A 14,041-nucleotide genomic window follows, 5' to 3' on the forward strand; every position below is an offset into this window, starting at 1 on the left:
GTTCAAGGCCCTGCCCATCGGCCACGACGCCCTGCTGCTGGCGGTCGCCCCGGACCTTGCCGCGCAGGACCCGGCCACCCTTCCCTATCTGGCCTACAGCGCCGAATCCGGGCTCGGCCGCATCGTCTCCGGCGTCCATGGCCGGCGGATGGGCCAGCAGCCGGTCTTCACCTCGCATCTGGCCGCGGTTTTGCACAGCATGGTGCGGAATGGCCGGGGCGCCGCCTGGCTGCCGCGCAGCATCTGCGGCGACGACCTGGCCGCCGGCCGGCTGGCCGCCATTGGCCCGTCCACGCCGCCGATCGCGATCGAGATCCGCCTGTTCCGGCCGCGGGCACGCCAGAGCGCCCAGGCCGAGGCGTTCTGGCTCCTGGCCCGCGCCTGGGCGGCCGGCCGCGGCTTCGACCCCGAGGCCGACTAGCCGGTCCGTCAGCCAATGCGATAGGGCGCCAGCGCCTCCTCATTAGGGTCCAGGCCGATACCCGGCAGGTCGGGCACCGTGACGGTGCCGTCGTCGTTCAGCACCGGCGGGTGCAGATAGACCTCGTCCGCCATGGCGTTGACCTTCTTCGGGTAGAACTCCAGCAGCCGGGCGTTCGGGATCGCCGCCAGCAGATGCAGATGGGCCTGCTGGTCGCCATGCGGGCAGATGTCCAGCCCGTGCGCCTGGGCCATGGCGGCGACCTTCATGAACTCCGTCACCCCGCCCATGTAGCGCGCATCGGGGTTCAGGATGGCGACCGCCTGGGTGGCGATCAGGTCTCGGAAGCCGTGCTTGGTGTATTCGTTCTCGCCGGTCGCGATCGGGATCGAGGTCGCCGCCGCGATCTTGCGGAAGCCGTCATAGTCGTCCGGCTGCACCGGCTCCTCGAACCAGAAGGGCTCGTACTCCTCGGCCCGCTGCGACAGCTGGATGGCGTCGTAGTAGCGATAGGCGCAGTTGGCATCCATCAGCAGCTTGACGTCGGGACCGATGGCCTCACGCACCGCCTTGATGCGGGCCACGTCCTCCTTGATCGGCACGGCGCCGATCTTCATCTTCACCGCCTTGGCGCCGAGCTCGACATAGGATGCCACCTCGTGCTGCAGCTCCTTGTGGCCCTTGCCCTCGGAGTAGTAGCCGCCGGCGATGTAGAACGGGATCCGGGTGCGATAGCCGCCCAGCAGCCTGTACAGCGGCATGTTCGCCAGCTTGGCCTTGATGTCCCACAGCGCCAGGTCGATCGACGACAGCGCCCGGGTCTCGTAGCCGCGCCGGCCGGACAGCTTCGGGCTCCACAGGCTGGACCAGATCGCCTCGGTCATCGTCGGGTCGCGGCCGACCAGCGTCTCCAGGAAGCTGGCCCGCAGCTCGCGCTCGCCCGGGCGCGGGCGGCCGACGCCGTAGCCGGTGACGCCGGCATCGGTCTCGATCCTGACCACGGTCATGTCGGAGGTGGTGTAGGTGTGCAGGCCGTTGGTGATCGGCCGCGCCCGTTTCCACTGGTAATCGGCCGTCGACACGCGGGTGATCTTCGCCGACCCGCGCGCGGCGTCTTCTGTGGCTGACATTGGTTGGTCCTCGAATGGTTGACTACTGGTCGACGACGCCGCCGTCGACATGGGGACGCATCTGGATGGGGCGCGGCCACACGGGCTCGCGATGCTCGATCCCCGGCACCAGCTCGATGCCCAGGCCGGGGCCCTCGGGGATGCGGATGAAGCCGTCCTGCGGCCGGTCCAGGCCGGTCACCAATTCATGCGCCGGCAGCACGGCCGAACCGTCTGCGCCGGGCGACGCCGACGGGTATTCCTGGATCGCCAGGTTCGGGATCGCCGCGCCGAGCTGCAGGCAGGCGGCGAGGCTGACGGGCGACAACGGGTTGTGCGGCACGATCTGGGCGTCATGGGCCTCGGCCAGCGCCGCGATCTTGCGGCCGCCGGTGATGCCGCCGCACAGGCAGATGCAGGGCCGCAGATACTGCACGCCGCGGCGGGCCAGCAGGGTCTGGAACTGGTGCAGGCCGGTGTAGCGCTCGCCCGTCGCGATCGGGATCGGGACATGGTCGGCGACCCAGGCCATCGCGTCCGGATTGGCCGGCGGCAGCGGATCCTCGAAGAACATCGGGTGGTACGGCTCGATCCCCCGCGCCAGGGTCACGGCCTCCGGCACCGTCAGCCGGCGGTGGATCTCGATGCAGAGATCCATGTCCTCCCCCGCCGCCTCGCGCAGCCGGGCGACATTGCCGATCGCGTCCCGCATCTTGCGGGCATGGGCGCGGAAATACGGCTCGTCGATGCTCTCGTCCAGCAGCGGGTTCAGGTGCCCGACCGCGGTGAAGCCGGCCTTGCGCAGGGCCGAGACATGCGCCACCTGCTCGTCGATCGTGCGGCCCTTCACATGGGCGTAGAGCCGGGCCTTCCGCCGCATCGGGCCGCCCAGCAGCTCATGCACCGGCACGCCGAGCTGCTTGCCCTTCAGGTCCCACAGCGCGATGTCGATCGCCGAGATCGCGCCGGTGATCGCCGCGCCGGTGAAGTGGTGCGAGCGGTGCATCACGTTCCAGTGATGCTCGATCGGGCGGGCGTCCTTGCCGACCAGATAGGCGCCGAACTTGGTGATGGCCGCGGCGCTGGCCTCCAGATGCCCCCAGGCGCCGGATTCGCCGATCCCGGCCAGGCCGGACTCGGTGGTGATCCGGACATAGAGGTAGCGGCCGATCGGCAGCGGTTCGACGGTGGCGATCTTCATCATCATGCAGGCCCGCTCAAGGATTGACGCAGAGGCAGTCTTCCGCCGGCAGCAGCACCCGGGCGTCCTGCGGCGGCGCCCGGTCCGCCAGCACCCGCAGGTCGCCCAGCGGCGTCGCACCGGTGATCTCGAAGCTGGAGCCCTGGTAGAGGACGGTTCGAGGCGCGAAGGGCAGCACCGTCCCCGGGCCCTCCGCCGCGCCGCCGGGGGGCAGCAGCCGGATCTTCTGCGGCCGGATGGCGACGCAGATCGGCGTGCCCGCGGCCAGGGTGGACAGGCTGCGGGCGGCGACCGCGATGCCGGCCTCGGTCACCACCTCGGCGCCGGAGGGGCCGACGCGGCCGGGGATCAAATTGGCGCCGCCGACGAACTCCGCGACATGGGCGGTGCGCGGCCGCTCATAGACTTCGGCAGCGGTGCCGACCTGCTCGACCGCGCCGCGGCTGAGCAGGACCACCTGGTCGCTCATCGACAGCGCCTCGCTCTGGTCGTGGGTCACCAGGATCGTGGTCAGGCCGAAGCTTTCATGCACCGAGCGCAGCCAGGCCCGCGCCCGCTCCCGCAGCTGGGCGTCGAGGTTGGACAGCGGCTCGTCCAGCAGCAGCAGGCGCGGGCGGTAGACCAGCGACCGGGCGATGGCGACGCGCTGCTGCTGGCCGCCGGAGAGCTGGAAGGGATAGCGGTCGGCCAGCGCCCCGAGTTCAAGCTTCTCCAGCATCTCACGCGACCGCTGCTGGCGCTCCGCCGCCGGGGCGCGGCGGATCTTCAGCGCGTAGCCGACATTCTGCAGCACGGTCATATGCGGCCACAGCGCGTAGCTCTGGAACACATAGCCGATGTTGCGGCGCTCGGTCGGCACGTTGATCCCGCGCCGGTCGGAATAGATCGGGTCGCTGCCGAACCGGATCTCGCCCGCCGTCGGTCGGTCGAGGCCGCCGATGATGTTGAGCAGCGTGGTCTTGCCGCAGCCGCTGGGGCCGAGCAGCGAGGTGAACGACCGCTCGGAGACGGTCAGGGTGACGTCGCTCAGCACCGTCAGGCTGCCGAAGGACTTGCTGATGCCGGACAGGCCGACGGCGATGTCCATCCGGGCGATCTCCCCTTCAATCCTTGGCGTAAACGAGGACCGCGATCGGCAGGGTCAGCGCCAGGACGATGACCGACAGCGCGGCGACGGGGCCGAGATTGCCCATCAGGTCGAGCTGCAGCATCGTGGTGCCGACCACCGCCGTGTCGGGCCCGAACAGGAAGGATGCGGCCGCGTATTCCTTGAAGAACTGTACGAAATACAGCAGGAAGCAGCCGACCAGCGCCGGCCGCAGCAGCGGCAGGGTGACGGCCCGGATCGAGCGCAGCTCTCCCCCGCCCGCCACCCGGACCGCGCGCTCGAGATCCTGGCCGATCTGGTGGAAGGACGGCGCCAGCACGGCGAACCCGCCCGAGAAGTAGCGGATGGTGAAGGCGATCATCAGGATCGCCAGGCTGCCGCGCAGAATGCCGCCGCCGGGCAGGATCACCGCCGCGTAGAAGATGCCGATGCCGACCACCATGCCGGGGATGGCGCGCGGGATGAAGGCCGTCTGCTCGACCACCCGGCGCAGCAGCGGCGGCGACCGGTAGGCGACGACGCTGGAGGCGAAGGTCAGCACCAGGGCGCCGAAGCCGCCGACCGTGGCGATGATGACGGTGTTGATGATGCTGCGGACATAGGCGTCGTAGCCCAGCACCAGCCGGAAATTGTCCAGCGTCAGCACCTGGCTGATCGGGATCAGCGGCGACATGAAGGAGCAGAAGGAGCGCAGGATCAGGAAGGCGCCGGGGATGCCGGTGGTCAGCAGCGTGTAGGCCAGCAGCGCGCCGGAGACGGCCCAGCCGGCAGCGCCGAGCCGGATCATCCCGCGCTTCATGCTGCGGCCGCCGACCGTGGTGTAGCGCCGGACATCGCCCAGCGCGTATTTCTGCAGCCCGATGACGATCTGGATCACGGCCAGCATCACCACCGCCGTGGCGCTGACGATGCCGTAGTCGGACTGGGTCTGCAGGCCCTTCTCGTAGAGATAGGTCGCCAGCACCTTGATCCGCGCCGGCTCGCCCACCACCAGCGGCACGGCGAGCTGGTCGAACTTCAGGACGAAGTTCAGCAGGATGCAGTAGATCAGCGACGGCCGCATCAGCGGCAGGACGACGCCGAGCACCGCCCGCAGCGGCGAGGCGCCGGCCGCCCGCGCCGCATCCTCCAGCGTCGGCGGGATGTTCCGCATTGCAGCGGCGAAGAACAGGTAGCTGACCGGCGCCGCAGACACCCCGGCCAGGACGCTCATCCCGACCAGCGAGTTCAGGTTCGGCAGGCTGATCCCGAGCGACGCCTTGAGCAGGATCGCGGCATAGCCGCTGGGCCCGTACAGCATCGACCAGGAGAAGGCGAGGATCAGCGCCGAGATGAAGATCGGCGACAGGAACAGGATCTTGAGCGTGCGGCGGAACGGCAGGCCGAACCGCTCCAGCGCCAGGGCCACGACGAAGCCGGTGGTGGTCGAGATCGCGGTGCCCAGGATCGCGAACCACAGCGTGTTGAGGCAGGCCGACCGGAAGTTGGGGTCGGAGGCGAGCTCGCGGAAATTGTCCAGCGTCCAGGCCGGGTCGCTCTCATACAGCGGCCGGTCGATGAAGGCCTGGTACAGCAGCGGCAGCATCGGGGAGATCAGCAGCGCCAGCAGGAACAGCGCGATCGCCCAGCGCACCACCAGCGGCAGCCGGTTGCGCCAGATCCGCAGGAACCGGGCCGCCGTGTCGCGATCCGCGTCGAGGCCCGCGGCCTCCCCGTAAGCCTGTGCCATGACGACCGGGCCCGCCGCTCAACCCTGGACCTTGTAGGCGGCGTTCACCTTGTCGACCAGCTCCTGCGGCGGGCGCAGCAGCTTGGGCTCGAAGGTGGTGCGGATGATGTTCTTCTCGCCGATCTGCCGAGCGATCTTCTGGTAGGTATAGCCGTTCGGCCCGTCCGGCAGGCTGACATCGGCGCGGTACGGCATCAGGCCGCCGGAGGCCAGGGCCACCTGCCCGTCCCGCGACAGGATGAAGTCGATCAAGAGCCGGGTCGAATTTCGGTTCTTGACCGTCTTCGCCATCGCGATGTGGCGCATCAGCATGATCGTCCCGTCGGCCGGGAACGCCCAGCCGAGGACGCTGGCGCGGGCCGGGTCGGCGATCAGCGGAAACAGCTGGATGCCGGACAGGCGGTAGCCGATCAGGTATTCGCCGGTGGTGATCTTCTCCATGATCGGCCCCGCGGAACGATACAGATCGGAGATCGGGCCGAGGGCCGCGAACTCCGCCATCGCCCGCTCCTCGCCGACCGCGGCGACGTAATGGGCCATCATGTTCTGGCTGGCCGCGCTGGCCATCGGCTGGCCGGTGGCGATCTTGCGGTCGAACTGGCCCGGGTTGTCCTTCACCAGCTTGACGATGTCACCGACCGTCTTCGGCCACTGCGCTTCCGGCAGCAGCAGCTTGTTGTAGGCGACGACGTAGGGATCGGCCGAGACGGTGTAGATGTTCGGCGCCGGCCGCGACCAGTCCGGCAGGCGGCTATCCTCGGACGACTGGAACGGCTCGGCATTGCCCTTGTCGACAAAGTCCAGCCAGGTTGCGGCGCTGTGCGAGACCACCGCGTCGACGGTGCTCTTGCCGGTCGCCTGCTCGGCATAGTAGCGCTCGAACACCTCGTTGCTGCTGAGGTCGAGCGTCTGCACCTTGATCCAGGGATACAGAGCGTTGAACTGTTGCAGCACCGGACGCCAGTTCATCTCGCCGACATTGGAGTAGACGAGGACGCCGTTCTCGGCCTTGGACGCGTCGATCACGCCCGGATAATCGGCTGGATAGTAATCCGGCAGCGCCGCGGCGGCAGGTTTCCACTTCGCGGTCAGGAGCGGGGCGGCCAGGGCAAGCGAAATTGCCGAACGCCGACTCAGCGTCTTCATCAAGCGTCTCCCCATTGACTGTTATCGGCCGGCGGGAAGGCATCCCGCCGATTGTTCTATTCGGACGGCTGTCCGAGATTTCCAGTCACGATAGAGAACAGATTCAGGCGCGGCCAATGCCGATACGGCGTGATTTGATGCCGAAGCGGCATCGTCCTCCGGTCCACGAAATGACGTTGCCTAAGGTCAGGATGTGAATAGGCGCCGAGTATTTATGGCCATGGCCATCGGTGCCCGCGGACGGTTCGGAGCGTTACGGACAGCCTCTAGACATCGGCGATACGACCAACCGGCCCCTGCCCCAAGGTCCGCCTTGGGGACTCGTCGCGGCGACCGGCATGTCCGGTTCGGAGCGGGCTGGCCGGTCTCGGCATGGCGGCAAAGGGGACGAACCGGTCAGCAGCGGGAGGCCCCGGCAGGCGGACAGCTGATAGAAGGCCGGGGCCGTTGAGCGGCCCCGGCCAGATAGCTATTCGGCAGCGTCGGCGTATCGCTCGCCCTCGGCGGTGCCGGCGCTCTGCTCCACCGCTGGTGTGCGGAGTAATGCCGGCAGCCAACCGGTCCCGATCAGAAGCTGTTCCGCCGTCACGGCCATCTCGTGCTTCTTCATGCCTGCCATCCGCTCCGCCGCTTCCTCGGAGACGCCTTCACACACGGCGGCAACGATGTATGCCTTGGTGATCCGCTCGAAGTAGCTCCGCGCCGTGGCCGCCCAATAGGCGTTCATGTCGAGGCCCAATGCCTGCGCCAGCACATCCGCCATGGCCATCGCCTTCGGCCGCAGATCCCAAGGGATCCTGACCGCGAACACGGTCAGGGCCGCGCAATGGGCGAACAGGGCCATGCGGTTGTCATGATCGAGGCCGACGATGAAGCCCCACAGACCGGCGACATCCGCCGGCATCTGCGCCGCCCAGGCGGCGTGACGCTCCTCCAGCTTCTGTGCCGCCGCGGTGTCGGCGATGCCGTCGGCATGGCCGCCGAGGAACGCCGAGTTCGAGCGGATGTCGAGGCAGGCGCCGTCCTCCTCGCCCCGGTAGAAGGTCCGCGCGGCCAAGGCGTGGGTGACGGCGAGCAGTGCCACGCCCGGGTCTTCGCCGAGCGCGAGCCGCAGCCCCAGCGTCCGATGCGCCGTGAGGTCGCGGACCAGGCTGTCCGACAGCGGCTTGGCCTCACCCTGGCCGTCGTCATCCTCATCTGGAACCTCATCCGCCTCGCTCGCGGCGGCATCGTCATTGTCCGTGGCAGGGTCCGCGCCCTCCGCCACAGGCGGCTCGTCCTCCTGGCGGATGAAGCCGCGCTCGACCCGGGGCGTGCTATCGGGGCCGAGCACCACGAAGGCGCCGCCCCGCGCGATCACGTCCGGGTCATAGGCATGCCGCTGTGCCGATAGCCGCTCGATCTCAGCATTCAGCGCATCCAAGCGGGCGGCGACCTCCTCCGGCAGATCATCAATCCCATCGTATTGCCGGGCCAACTCGTCCCATTCCGCCGAAAGCGCATCGAGCCTCGCCTGGTCCTCGGACGGAAGCTCCACCGGCTGCGGATAGGCCCGGCTCAGGCCATGGGCGTAGGGATAGTCGATGTAGACCTCGACCCATTTCCAACCCTCGGTCCGGACGTCCTCCGCCACCCGCTCCAGCTTCTCCAGCACCAGACGGTCGAGCAGGCGGGCGTCCTCGAACCAGCCGCCGCCATCCTCGCTGAACAGGTCGCGGACAATGATCCCGCCGGCCGCCTCGTAGGCGGCGGCGCCGACGAACATGGCCCGGCGATCGCGGGCCGAGATGTGGCCCTCGGTCAGCATCCGCCGGATGTAGGCGGGCTCCCGGTTCTAGGACAGGCGGGCGAAGGCGTCCTCCTGGCGGTCGTGGTCCTCGGTGACGGCGAAGGCCATCAACTGCTCCAGCGCCAGCCCGCCCTCGCGATAGACCTGCATCAGCTTCGGGCTGACCGCGCCGAGCCGCAGCCGCTGCCGCACCACCTGCGGCGTCACGCCGAAGCGGGCGGCGATCTCCTCCGCACCCAAACCGCGCTCGTCCACGAGCCGCTTGAAAGCCTCGAACTGGTCGGCTGGATGCAGGCTCTCGCGCACCACGTTCTCGGCCAGGGACAGTTCCTCGCGCTCCCCTTCGACGATGACGCAGGGGACGGGCGCGGATTTCGGGGCCTGCTTGCGCTTGACCAGCAGCTTGAGCGCGGCGAGGCGCCGGCCGCCGCCGATCACCTCGTACTTGCCGGTCTCAGCTCCTTCCCCGTCCAGCACCGGCCGGACCGACAGGCTCTGCAGCAAGCCGTGCGCGGCGATGCTCGCCGCCAGTTCCTCAATCCCGGCCTCCCGCCCGGTTCGGCGGACGTTGTGCGCCGAGGGAACCAGCTTCGACAGCGGGATATCGCGAATGATCGTCGTCATGGTCGCTCTCCTTTGACAAGACCACCGCGCCTTTCCCCGACACAGCGGGGTGGGCGGCGGAGAGCGGCCGGCAGGCCCGCCGAGGGAGGCGGTCCGCACCCGGTCGGAGCGGTTGTGGCGGTGCGCGAGATGAACGTTTGGGCCGGAACGGAGTGGAGGACGCGCGCAGCGCGTTGCGGACCGGCGCGGCGGGCCTACAGGCAAGCGACGCCCACCCCGCGCCGTCGGGGAAGGATCCGAGCGGGACGGTGTGCGCAGCGACCACAGTGGGGACTGTGCAGTCCCGCTCGCCGCATGCCCTGAGATCCGGAACTGCAGACATGAAAGAGGCGCCCTGCCCGGGGCAGGGCGCGGATAGGCGCGTCAGGCCCGGATGACGCCGAGACGCTGCGCCTCCTCGGCGTATCCGCTCAGTGGCCGATCGGGCCGGAAGAACAAGTCGCGTTCGACCGGCAGGCCAAGTCGGCCGCGGACCGCGGCGATCTCCGAGAGCCGGACCGAGCCGAGCTCGGGAAAGCCGAGGCCGAGGTCACAAAGGCCAAAGGCGAGATCCGGGTCGGCCGGATCGAGCTCGGTCAAGAGCCAGGTGGCGCCGGCGTCCGGGGTGAAGAGCTTGACGACGGGATACGGGTCGATCGTCTCGCCGGCCGCGATGCGGGCGCCGTTGGCGAGGAGCTCGGCGCGCTGCGCGTCGGTGATGAGGGGATGGGACATGGTTGCCTCCGTTGCGATCGCCCTCCGATCGAGGGCGAGGAGGCGAAGGGCCGGCGCCAAAGGCCGCGGCGTCAGGCCAACACGGTCCGGTGCGGGCCGGGCTTGACGCCGCGGCAGCGCCGGCCAGCGTCGGAAGCCCGCGACGGGGCGATCACCAAGGCAAGGAGGCCGACCGCGATCCGACCAGCCAACCTTGAAGTGCACGGTGACTCACCGTACATTCAGGAGCGAGAGGATCGACCGCCATGCCCATCACCGCAGACCACCCCGCCTCCCCGCCCGAGCGCAAGAAAGAGCGGCTTGAGCTGCGCGTCGCCCCATCGGCCAAGGCGCTGATCCAGCGCGCGATGGCGGTGAGCGGCTTGACCGCCGGCGATCTCGCCTATGAAGGCGCTCGCCGCGTGCTCGAGGAGCATGACCGCATGGTGCTGACCGCAGCCGACCGGGACGCCTTTCTCGATGCCGTCCTCAATCCGCCGGAACCGGCCGACAGGCTGGTCGCCGCCCTGAGGCGCCATCGCGACCTGATGGGCTGAGCGTTGGCCCTGGTCATCGAGCCGCTCGGCAGCCGGCACGACCGAAGTCCCTTCTCCTGCGGCCAGCCGGCTCTCGACGACTGGTTCCGGCGCCGGGCCGGCCAGGACGAGAAGCGCAACGTGGCACGCGTCTTCGTCGCCGTCGACGACGAAATCGGCATCGTCGGCTTCTACAGCCTCAGCTCCTTTACCCTGGCGCTGCCGGACCTGCCGGAGGAGATCGCCCGCAAGCTGCCGCGCTACGACGCGATTCCGGCGGCGCTCATCGGGCGCTTGGCCCGGGACGAGCGCGTCCGCGGCCGCGGCATCGGGGAATTGCTGCTGGCCGATGCCATCCGTCGAATCCTCGGGGCGGGGCGGACGCTCGCCGTGTTTGCGATCGTCGTCGACGCCAAGGACGAGAGAGCGGTGTCGTTCTATGAGAGCTTCGGGTTCCGGCCCTTTCCGTCGCGGCCGGATCGGCTGTTCCTGCCCGCCGCGACCGCGGCGGCCGCCGTCGAGAAGCTATAGCCCATCCCCGAACGACACCTGCTCGGAGCCGCCGAAGCCTGCTGGTCTTTCTGCTACGCAATCACGTCCGAACTCGCGCCGAACTCGCCGGCTTCCGCCGACGGCTTGCCCTCGCACGACCTAAGCCTATGATCTAGAACGATATTATCCTTTCCTGCCTTCTCGGCGACGGGCACGATCAACCCATGCCGAGGAGCCTGCGAGAAGACGAGAACGCCGCCCCGACGCGAGGCCGGCGGAGGCGAGCCGAAGCGCCGCGTCTGGCGGTGGACACGACCGGCGCGTCGACATCGCGCTCTTCGCCGGCGTGCGACCCTCGCTTGGTCGAACTGGTCCGCTTGCTGGCCCGACAAGCTGCTCGGGATTTCGTGAGGGCAGAGTCGGTCTCCCCAGCCCATCTCCGCCCCCGTGATTGACCGCATCTACGATGCTCGTCATCCGAGGTCGTGCGGGAGACCCGCGAACCGCCGGAGATCGGCGAGCACGGACCGCAGAGGGGGCCACGGGAACTCCTCGTCGTCGGAGCGCGACTGGCCGATGGAGAGCACCATGGAGAGCTTGGCGGCGATGCCGGCCAGGCTACGGGCTGGCGTCTGCCACACACTCCCCATCAAGGCCTCCCAGCGATCCCAGGCGAGATTGATGCGCGCCTCCACCGGGCCGAGGCCGATCGCAGCCGCGGCCGTTTCCCAGCGGCGCCGGTGCGCCGCGAACTCGCGGTGCAGCCTCTCGCGCAGGGCTTCCGTCCCAGCCTCGTCTTCCAGCAGTTCGTCGATCTCGGCTGGTTCGCAGGCCGAGACCGGCTCGGCCCGCCCCGGCACCGGCACGAGCACGCGCGGCATGCCGACGGTGCGGAGCAGGACGCCCTCCTTGCGCTGCCAGTCATCCTGCCAAGCATCCAGTTCGGCATCGAGAGCGCGCCATTCCTGCCAGAGGTCGAGAACGGGGTCGGAGCTGCCGCGGTGGAGACCGGCGTCAGCCGCGCCGATCGGCAGGATTGTGGCTCCGCCGAGCAGGGCGCGGCGGCTTAGCGCAGGCAAAGTCGTGCTATCGTCGGAATCAGCCATGATCCGGCTCCCTGTAGCTGGACTGTGGTCAGGTCGGACGGGGTGTGCCACCACCTCGTCCGACCGCGTTGGCGGTCAACGATGCTAAGGCCTCTGCGATCTTAGTCAATCACAATGTCTAACATCAATCAAAAAGACATGTTATGGTTCCTGACGACGAGATATCTGTTGAGCAATGCCGGGGCGCTCGCGCCATGCTTGGATGGAGCCAGACCAAACTTGCTGAGGAAGCCCGTGTTGCTCGGCAGACGGTTGTCGATTTCGAGCGGGGCGCACGCACCCCGTTTCCCAACAATAAGGCCGCGATCCGGGCAGCCCTGGAAGCGGCGGGGATCGAATTCATTCCCGAGAACGGGGGCGGCCCTGGGGTGAGGCTGAAGCAGCCCCGGCGCGGCAAGTAGAGATACAGCGTTGGGTTCAGGCATTGGCGGCAGCGCCGCAGGCTTATCAACGAGGAATAGGTGAAGGCGAAGGAGGATTCGGAATGACCCGTGTCGCGCTCTATGCCCGCTACTCCTCGGACAACCAGCGCGACGCCTCGATCGAGGATCAGCTGCGGCTGTGCCGGGCCCATGCCGAGCGGCAGGGCTGGATTATCGCGGATAGCTATTCCGACCGGGCGGTCTCGGGGGCGTCGCTGCTGCGGCCCGGCGTACAGGAGCTGATCGCCGACGGGCTGAAGCGCCGCTTCGACCTGATCCTGACGGAGTCGCTCGACCGGCTCTCCCGTGACCAGGAGGATATCGCCGGCCTCTACAAGCGGATGCGGTTCGCCGGGGTCCGCATCGTCACCCTGACAGAGGGCGACATCAGCGAGCTGCACATCGGCCTCAAGGGCACGATGGGCGCGCTCTACCTCAAGGATCTGGCGGACAAGACCCGCCGCGGCCTGCGCGGCCGGGTCGAGGAGGGCAAAGCCGGCGGCGGGCTCTGCTACGGCTACGACGTGGTCCGGCAGCTCGCGCCGGACGGCGCCCCGATGCGCGGCGACCGGGCGGTCAACGGGGCCGAGGCCAACGTCGTGCGAAGGATCTTCCGCGACTATGCCGCCGGCAAGTCGTCCCGCACCATCGCCTGGGAGCTGAACCGGGACAAGGTGCCCGGCCCGTTCGGCCGCGAGTGGGGGCCGAGCACGATCCACGGCAACTCGAAGCGCGGCACCGGGATCCTGAACAACGAGCTCTACATCGGCAGGCTGGTGTGGAACCGGCTGCGCTACGTCAAGGATCCCTCGACCGGCAAGCGCGTCTCGCGCCTCAATCCGGAGTCCGAGTGGGTGGCCCAGGAGGTGCCGGAGCTGCGCATCGTCGACCAGGATCTGTGGGAGGCAGCGAAGCGGCGCCAGCGAGCCATGGCCATCGGTCCGGCCGGGGAGACGGACGACAATCCGATGCTCGACCGCCGGCGGCCGTCGCACCTGTTCGCCGGCCTCGTGAAGTGCGGCTGCTGCGGCGGCGGGTACGCCAAGATCTCGAAGGACCTGCTCGGCTGCGCCACGGCCCGGAACAAGGGCACCTGCGACAACCGCCTCAACATGCGGCGCAATGCGCTGGAGGAGTCAGTGCTCAACGGCCTGCGCACGCACCTGATGGAGCCGGAGCTGTTCCGCGAGTTCTGCGAGGAGTTCACCCGCGAGGTGAACCGGCTCCGGATGGAACGCCGAGCCGATCTGGATGCCTGGCGGAACAAGCTCGCGCGAATCGAGAAGCAGATCCGCGGCATCATCCAGGCCATCGAGGATGGCATGTACCAGCCGTCAATGAAGGTCCGGATGTCAGAGCTGGAGCAGGAGAAGGCCGAGCTCGAGGCACGTCTCTCCGGAGCAGAGGAGCCGCCGCCCCTGCTGCATCCGAACCTGGCGGAGGTGTTCCGGCAACAGATCGCGGCGCTGCATGAGAAGCTGCAGGCAGAGGAGACCAAGACCGAGGCGGCGGCGATCGTGCGCGGGCTGGTCGATCGGATCACGCTGGTGCCGGAGGGCGGCAGTCTGTCGATCGTGCTGCGGGGCGACCTGGCGGCGATGCTGGCGTTTGCGTGGAACAGCAAAGAGCCGTCCCTGGTGGGGGACGGCTTGGTGCAAGGATCGT

General features: G+C 68.7%; 14 protein-coding genes. 5 read left to right on the forward strand and 9 right to left on the reverse strand.

Annotation, left to right across the window (positions count from 1 at the left end; genetic code table 11):
• Nucleotides 1-421 (forward strand): LysR substrate-binding domain-containing protein (locus P409_RS11655; protein WP_034835924.1); only part of this gene is annotated, 421 nt, incomplete at its 5' end.
• 8 nt (nt 422-429) lie between these two features.
• Here the strand turns inward: P409_RS11655 and P409_RS11660 are convergent.
• The 8 genes from P409_RS11660 to P409_RS11690 all read right to left on the reverse strand — a co-directional run bounded on the left by P409_RS11660 (nt 430) and on the right by P409_RS11690 (nt 9,841).
• The gene (locus tag P409_RS11660) at nt 430-1,551 is read right to left on the reverse strand and encodes a mandelate racemase/muconate lactonizing enzyme family protein (protein WP_152613337.1); all 1,122 of its coding nucleotides are present in this window, start codon (nt 1,549-1,551) and stop codon (nt 430-432) included.
• A 22-nt stretch (nt 1,552-1,573) separates the two neighbouring features.
• A complete protein-coding gene (locus P409_RS11665) occupies nt 1,574-2,737 on the reverse strand; it encodes a mandelate racemase/muconate lactonizing enzyme family protein (protein WP_202964640.1) in 1,164 nt (387 codons plus the stop codon).
• Nucleotides 2,738-2,747: 10 nt separating this feature from the next.
• The gene (locus P409_RS11670) at nt 2,748-3,818 is read right to left on the reverse strand and encodes an ABC transporter ATP-binding protein (protein WP_034835927.1); all 1,071 of its coding nucleotides are present in this window, start codon (nt 3,816-3,818) and stop codon (nt 2,748-2,750) included.
• 16 nt (nt 3,819-3,834) lie between these two features.
• Entirely contained in the window at nt 3,835-5,568 is a 1,734-nt protein-coding gene (locus P409_RS11675) for an ABC transporter permease (protein ID WP_052120428.1), read from the reverse strand.
• An 18-nt stretch (nt 5,569-5,586) separates the two neighbouring features.
• On the reverse strand, nt 5,587-6,714 hold the full coding sequence (locus P409_RS11680; RefSeq protein ID WP_034835930.1) for an ABC transporter substrate-binding protein: 1,128 nt from the start codon (nt 6,712-6,714) through the stop codon (nt 5,587-5,589).
• A 469-nt stretch (nt 6,715-7,183) separates the two neighbouring features.
• Nucleotides 7,184-8,479, reverse strand: a complete 1,296-nt coding sequence (locus P409_RS11685) for a DNA-binding protein (protein WP_238578658.1) — start codon at nt 8,477-8,479, stop codon at nt 7,184-7,186.
• A gap of 69 nt (nt 8,480-8,548) precedes the next feature.
• Entirely contained in the window at nt 8,549-9,127 is a 579-nt protein-coding gene (locus P409_RS40325; RefSeq protein WP_202964642.1) for a ParB/RepB/Spo0J family partition protein, read from the reverse strand.
• Nucleotides 9,128-9,490: 363 nt separating this feature from the next.
• Complete coding sequence (locus P409_RS11690; protein WP_034835933.1) at nt 9,491-9,841, reverse strand: DUF2958 domain-containing protein; 351 nt, start codon at nt 9,839-9,841, stop codon at nt 9,491-9,493.
• A gap of 245 nt (nt 9,842-10,086) precedes the next feature.
• Here P409_RS11690 and P409_RS11695 point away from each other — a divergent pair, with 245 nt between their 5' ends.
• On the forward strand, nt 10,087-10,377 hold the full coding sequence (locus P409_RS11695; RefSeq protein ID WP_034835936.1) for a type II toxin-antitoxin system TacA family antitoxin: 291 nt from the start codon (nt 10,087-10,089) through the stop codon (nt 10,375-10,377).
• Between the two features lie 3 nt (nt 10,378-10,380).
• Nucleotides 10,381-10,887: a GNAT family N-acetyltransferase gene (locus P409_RS11700; protein ID WP_034835939.1), complete on the forward strand. Its 507-nt coding sequence runs from the start codon at nt 10,381-10,383 to the stop codon at nt 10,885-10,887.
• A 434-nt stretch (nt 10,888-11,321) separates the two neighbouring features.
• Here the strand turns inward: P409_RS11700 and P409_RS36185 are convergent, their stop codons facing one another.
• Nucleotides 11,322-11,954: a hypothetical protein gene (locus P409_RS36185; RefSeq protein ID WP_052120429.1), complete on the reverse strand. Its 633-nt coding sequence runs from the start codon at nt 11,952-11,954 to the stop codon at nt 11,322-11,324.
• 143 nt (nt 11,955-12,097) lie between these two features.
• On the opposite strand from P409_RS36185, the gene P409_RS37055 reads away from it, so the two are divergent.
• Entirely contained in the window at nt 12,098-12,355 is a 258-nt protein-coding gene (locus P409_RS37055) for a helix-turn-helix transcriptional regulator (protein WP_238578660.1), read from the forward strand.
• 83 nt (nt 12,356-12,438) lie between these two features.
• Nucleotides 12,439-14,041: recombinase family protein (locus P409_RS11715; RefSeq protein WP_034835943.1), on the forward strand; the 1,603-nt coding region annotated here is incomplete at its 3' end.

The organism is Inquilinus limosus MP06 (assembly GCF_000767795.1).
GTDB lineage: Bacteria > Pseudomonadota > Alphaproteobacteria > DSM-16000 > Inquilinaceae > Inquilinus > Inquilinus limosus_E.

Coding starts and splice junctions, on each gene's coding strand:
- P409_RS11660 (WP_152613337.1), bottom strand. CDS start 1,551: ATGTCAGCCACAGAAGACGCCGCGCGCGGGTCGGCGAAGATCACCCGC.
- P409_RS11665 (WP_202964640.1), bottom strand. CDS start 2,737: ATGATGATGAAGATCGCCACCGTCGAACCGCTGCCGATCGGCCGCTAC.
- P409_RS11670 (WP_034835927.1), bottom strand. CDS start 3,818: ATGGACATCGCCGTCGGCCTGTCCGGCATCAGCAAGTCCTTCGGCAGC.
- P409_RS11675 (WP_052120428.1), bottom strand. CDS start 5,568: ATGGCACAGGCTTACGGGGAGGCCGCGGGCCTCGACGCGGATCGCGAC.
- P409_RS11680 (WP_034835930.1), bottom strand. CDS start 6,714: ATGAAGACGCTGAGTCGGCGTTCGGCAATTTCGCTTGCCCTGGCCGCC.
- P409_RS11685 (WP_238578658.1), bottom strand. CDS start 8,479: ATGTTCGTCGGCGCCGCCGCCTACGAGGCGGCCGGCGGGATCATTGTC.
- P409_RS40325 (WP_202964642.1), bottom strand. CDS start 9,127: ATGACGACGATCATTCGCGATATCCCGCTGTCGAAGCTGGTTCCCTCG.
- P409_RS11690 (WP_034835933.1), bottom strand. CDS start 9,841: ATGTCCCATCCCCTCATCACCGACGCGCAGCGCGCCGAGCTCCTCGCC.
- P409_RS11695 (WP_034835936.1), top strand. CDS start 10,087: ATGCCCATCACCGCAGACCACCCCGCCTCCCCGCCCGAGCGCAAGAAA.
- P409_RS36185 (WP_052120429.1), bottom strand. CDS start 11,954: ATGGCTGATTCCGACGATAGCACGACTTTGCCTGCGCTAAGCCGCCGC.
- P409_RS37055 (WP_238578660.1), top strand. CDS start 12,098: ATGGTTCCTGACGACGAGATATCTGTTGAGCAATGCCGGGGCGCTCGC.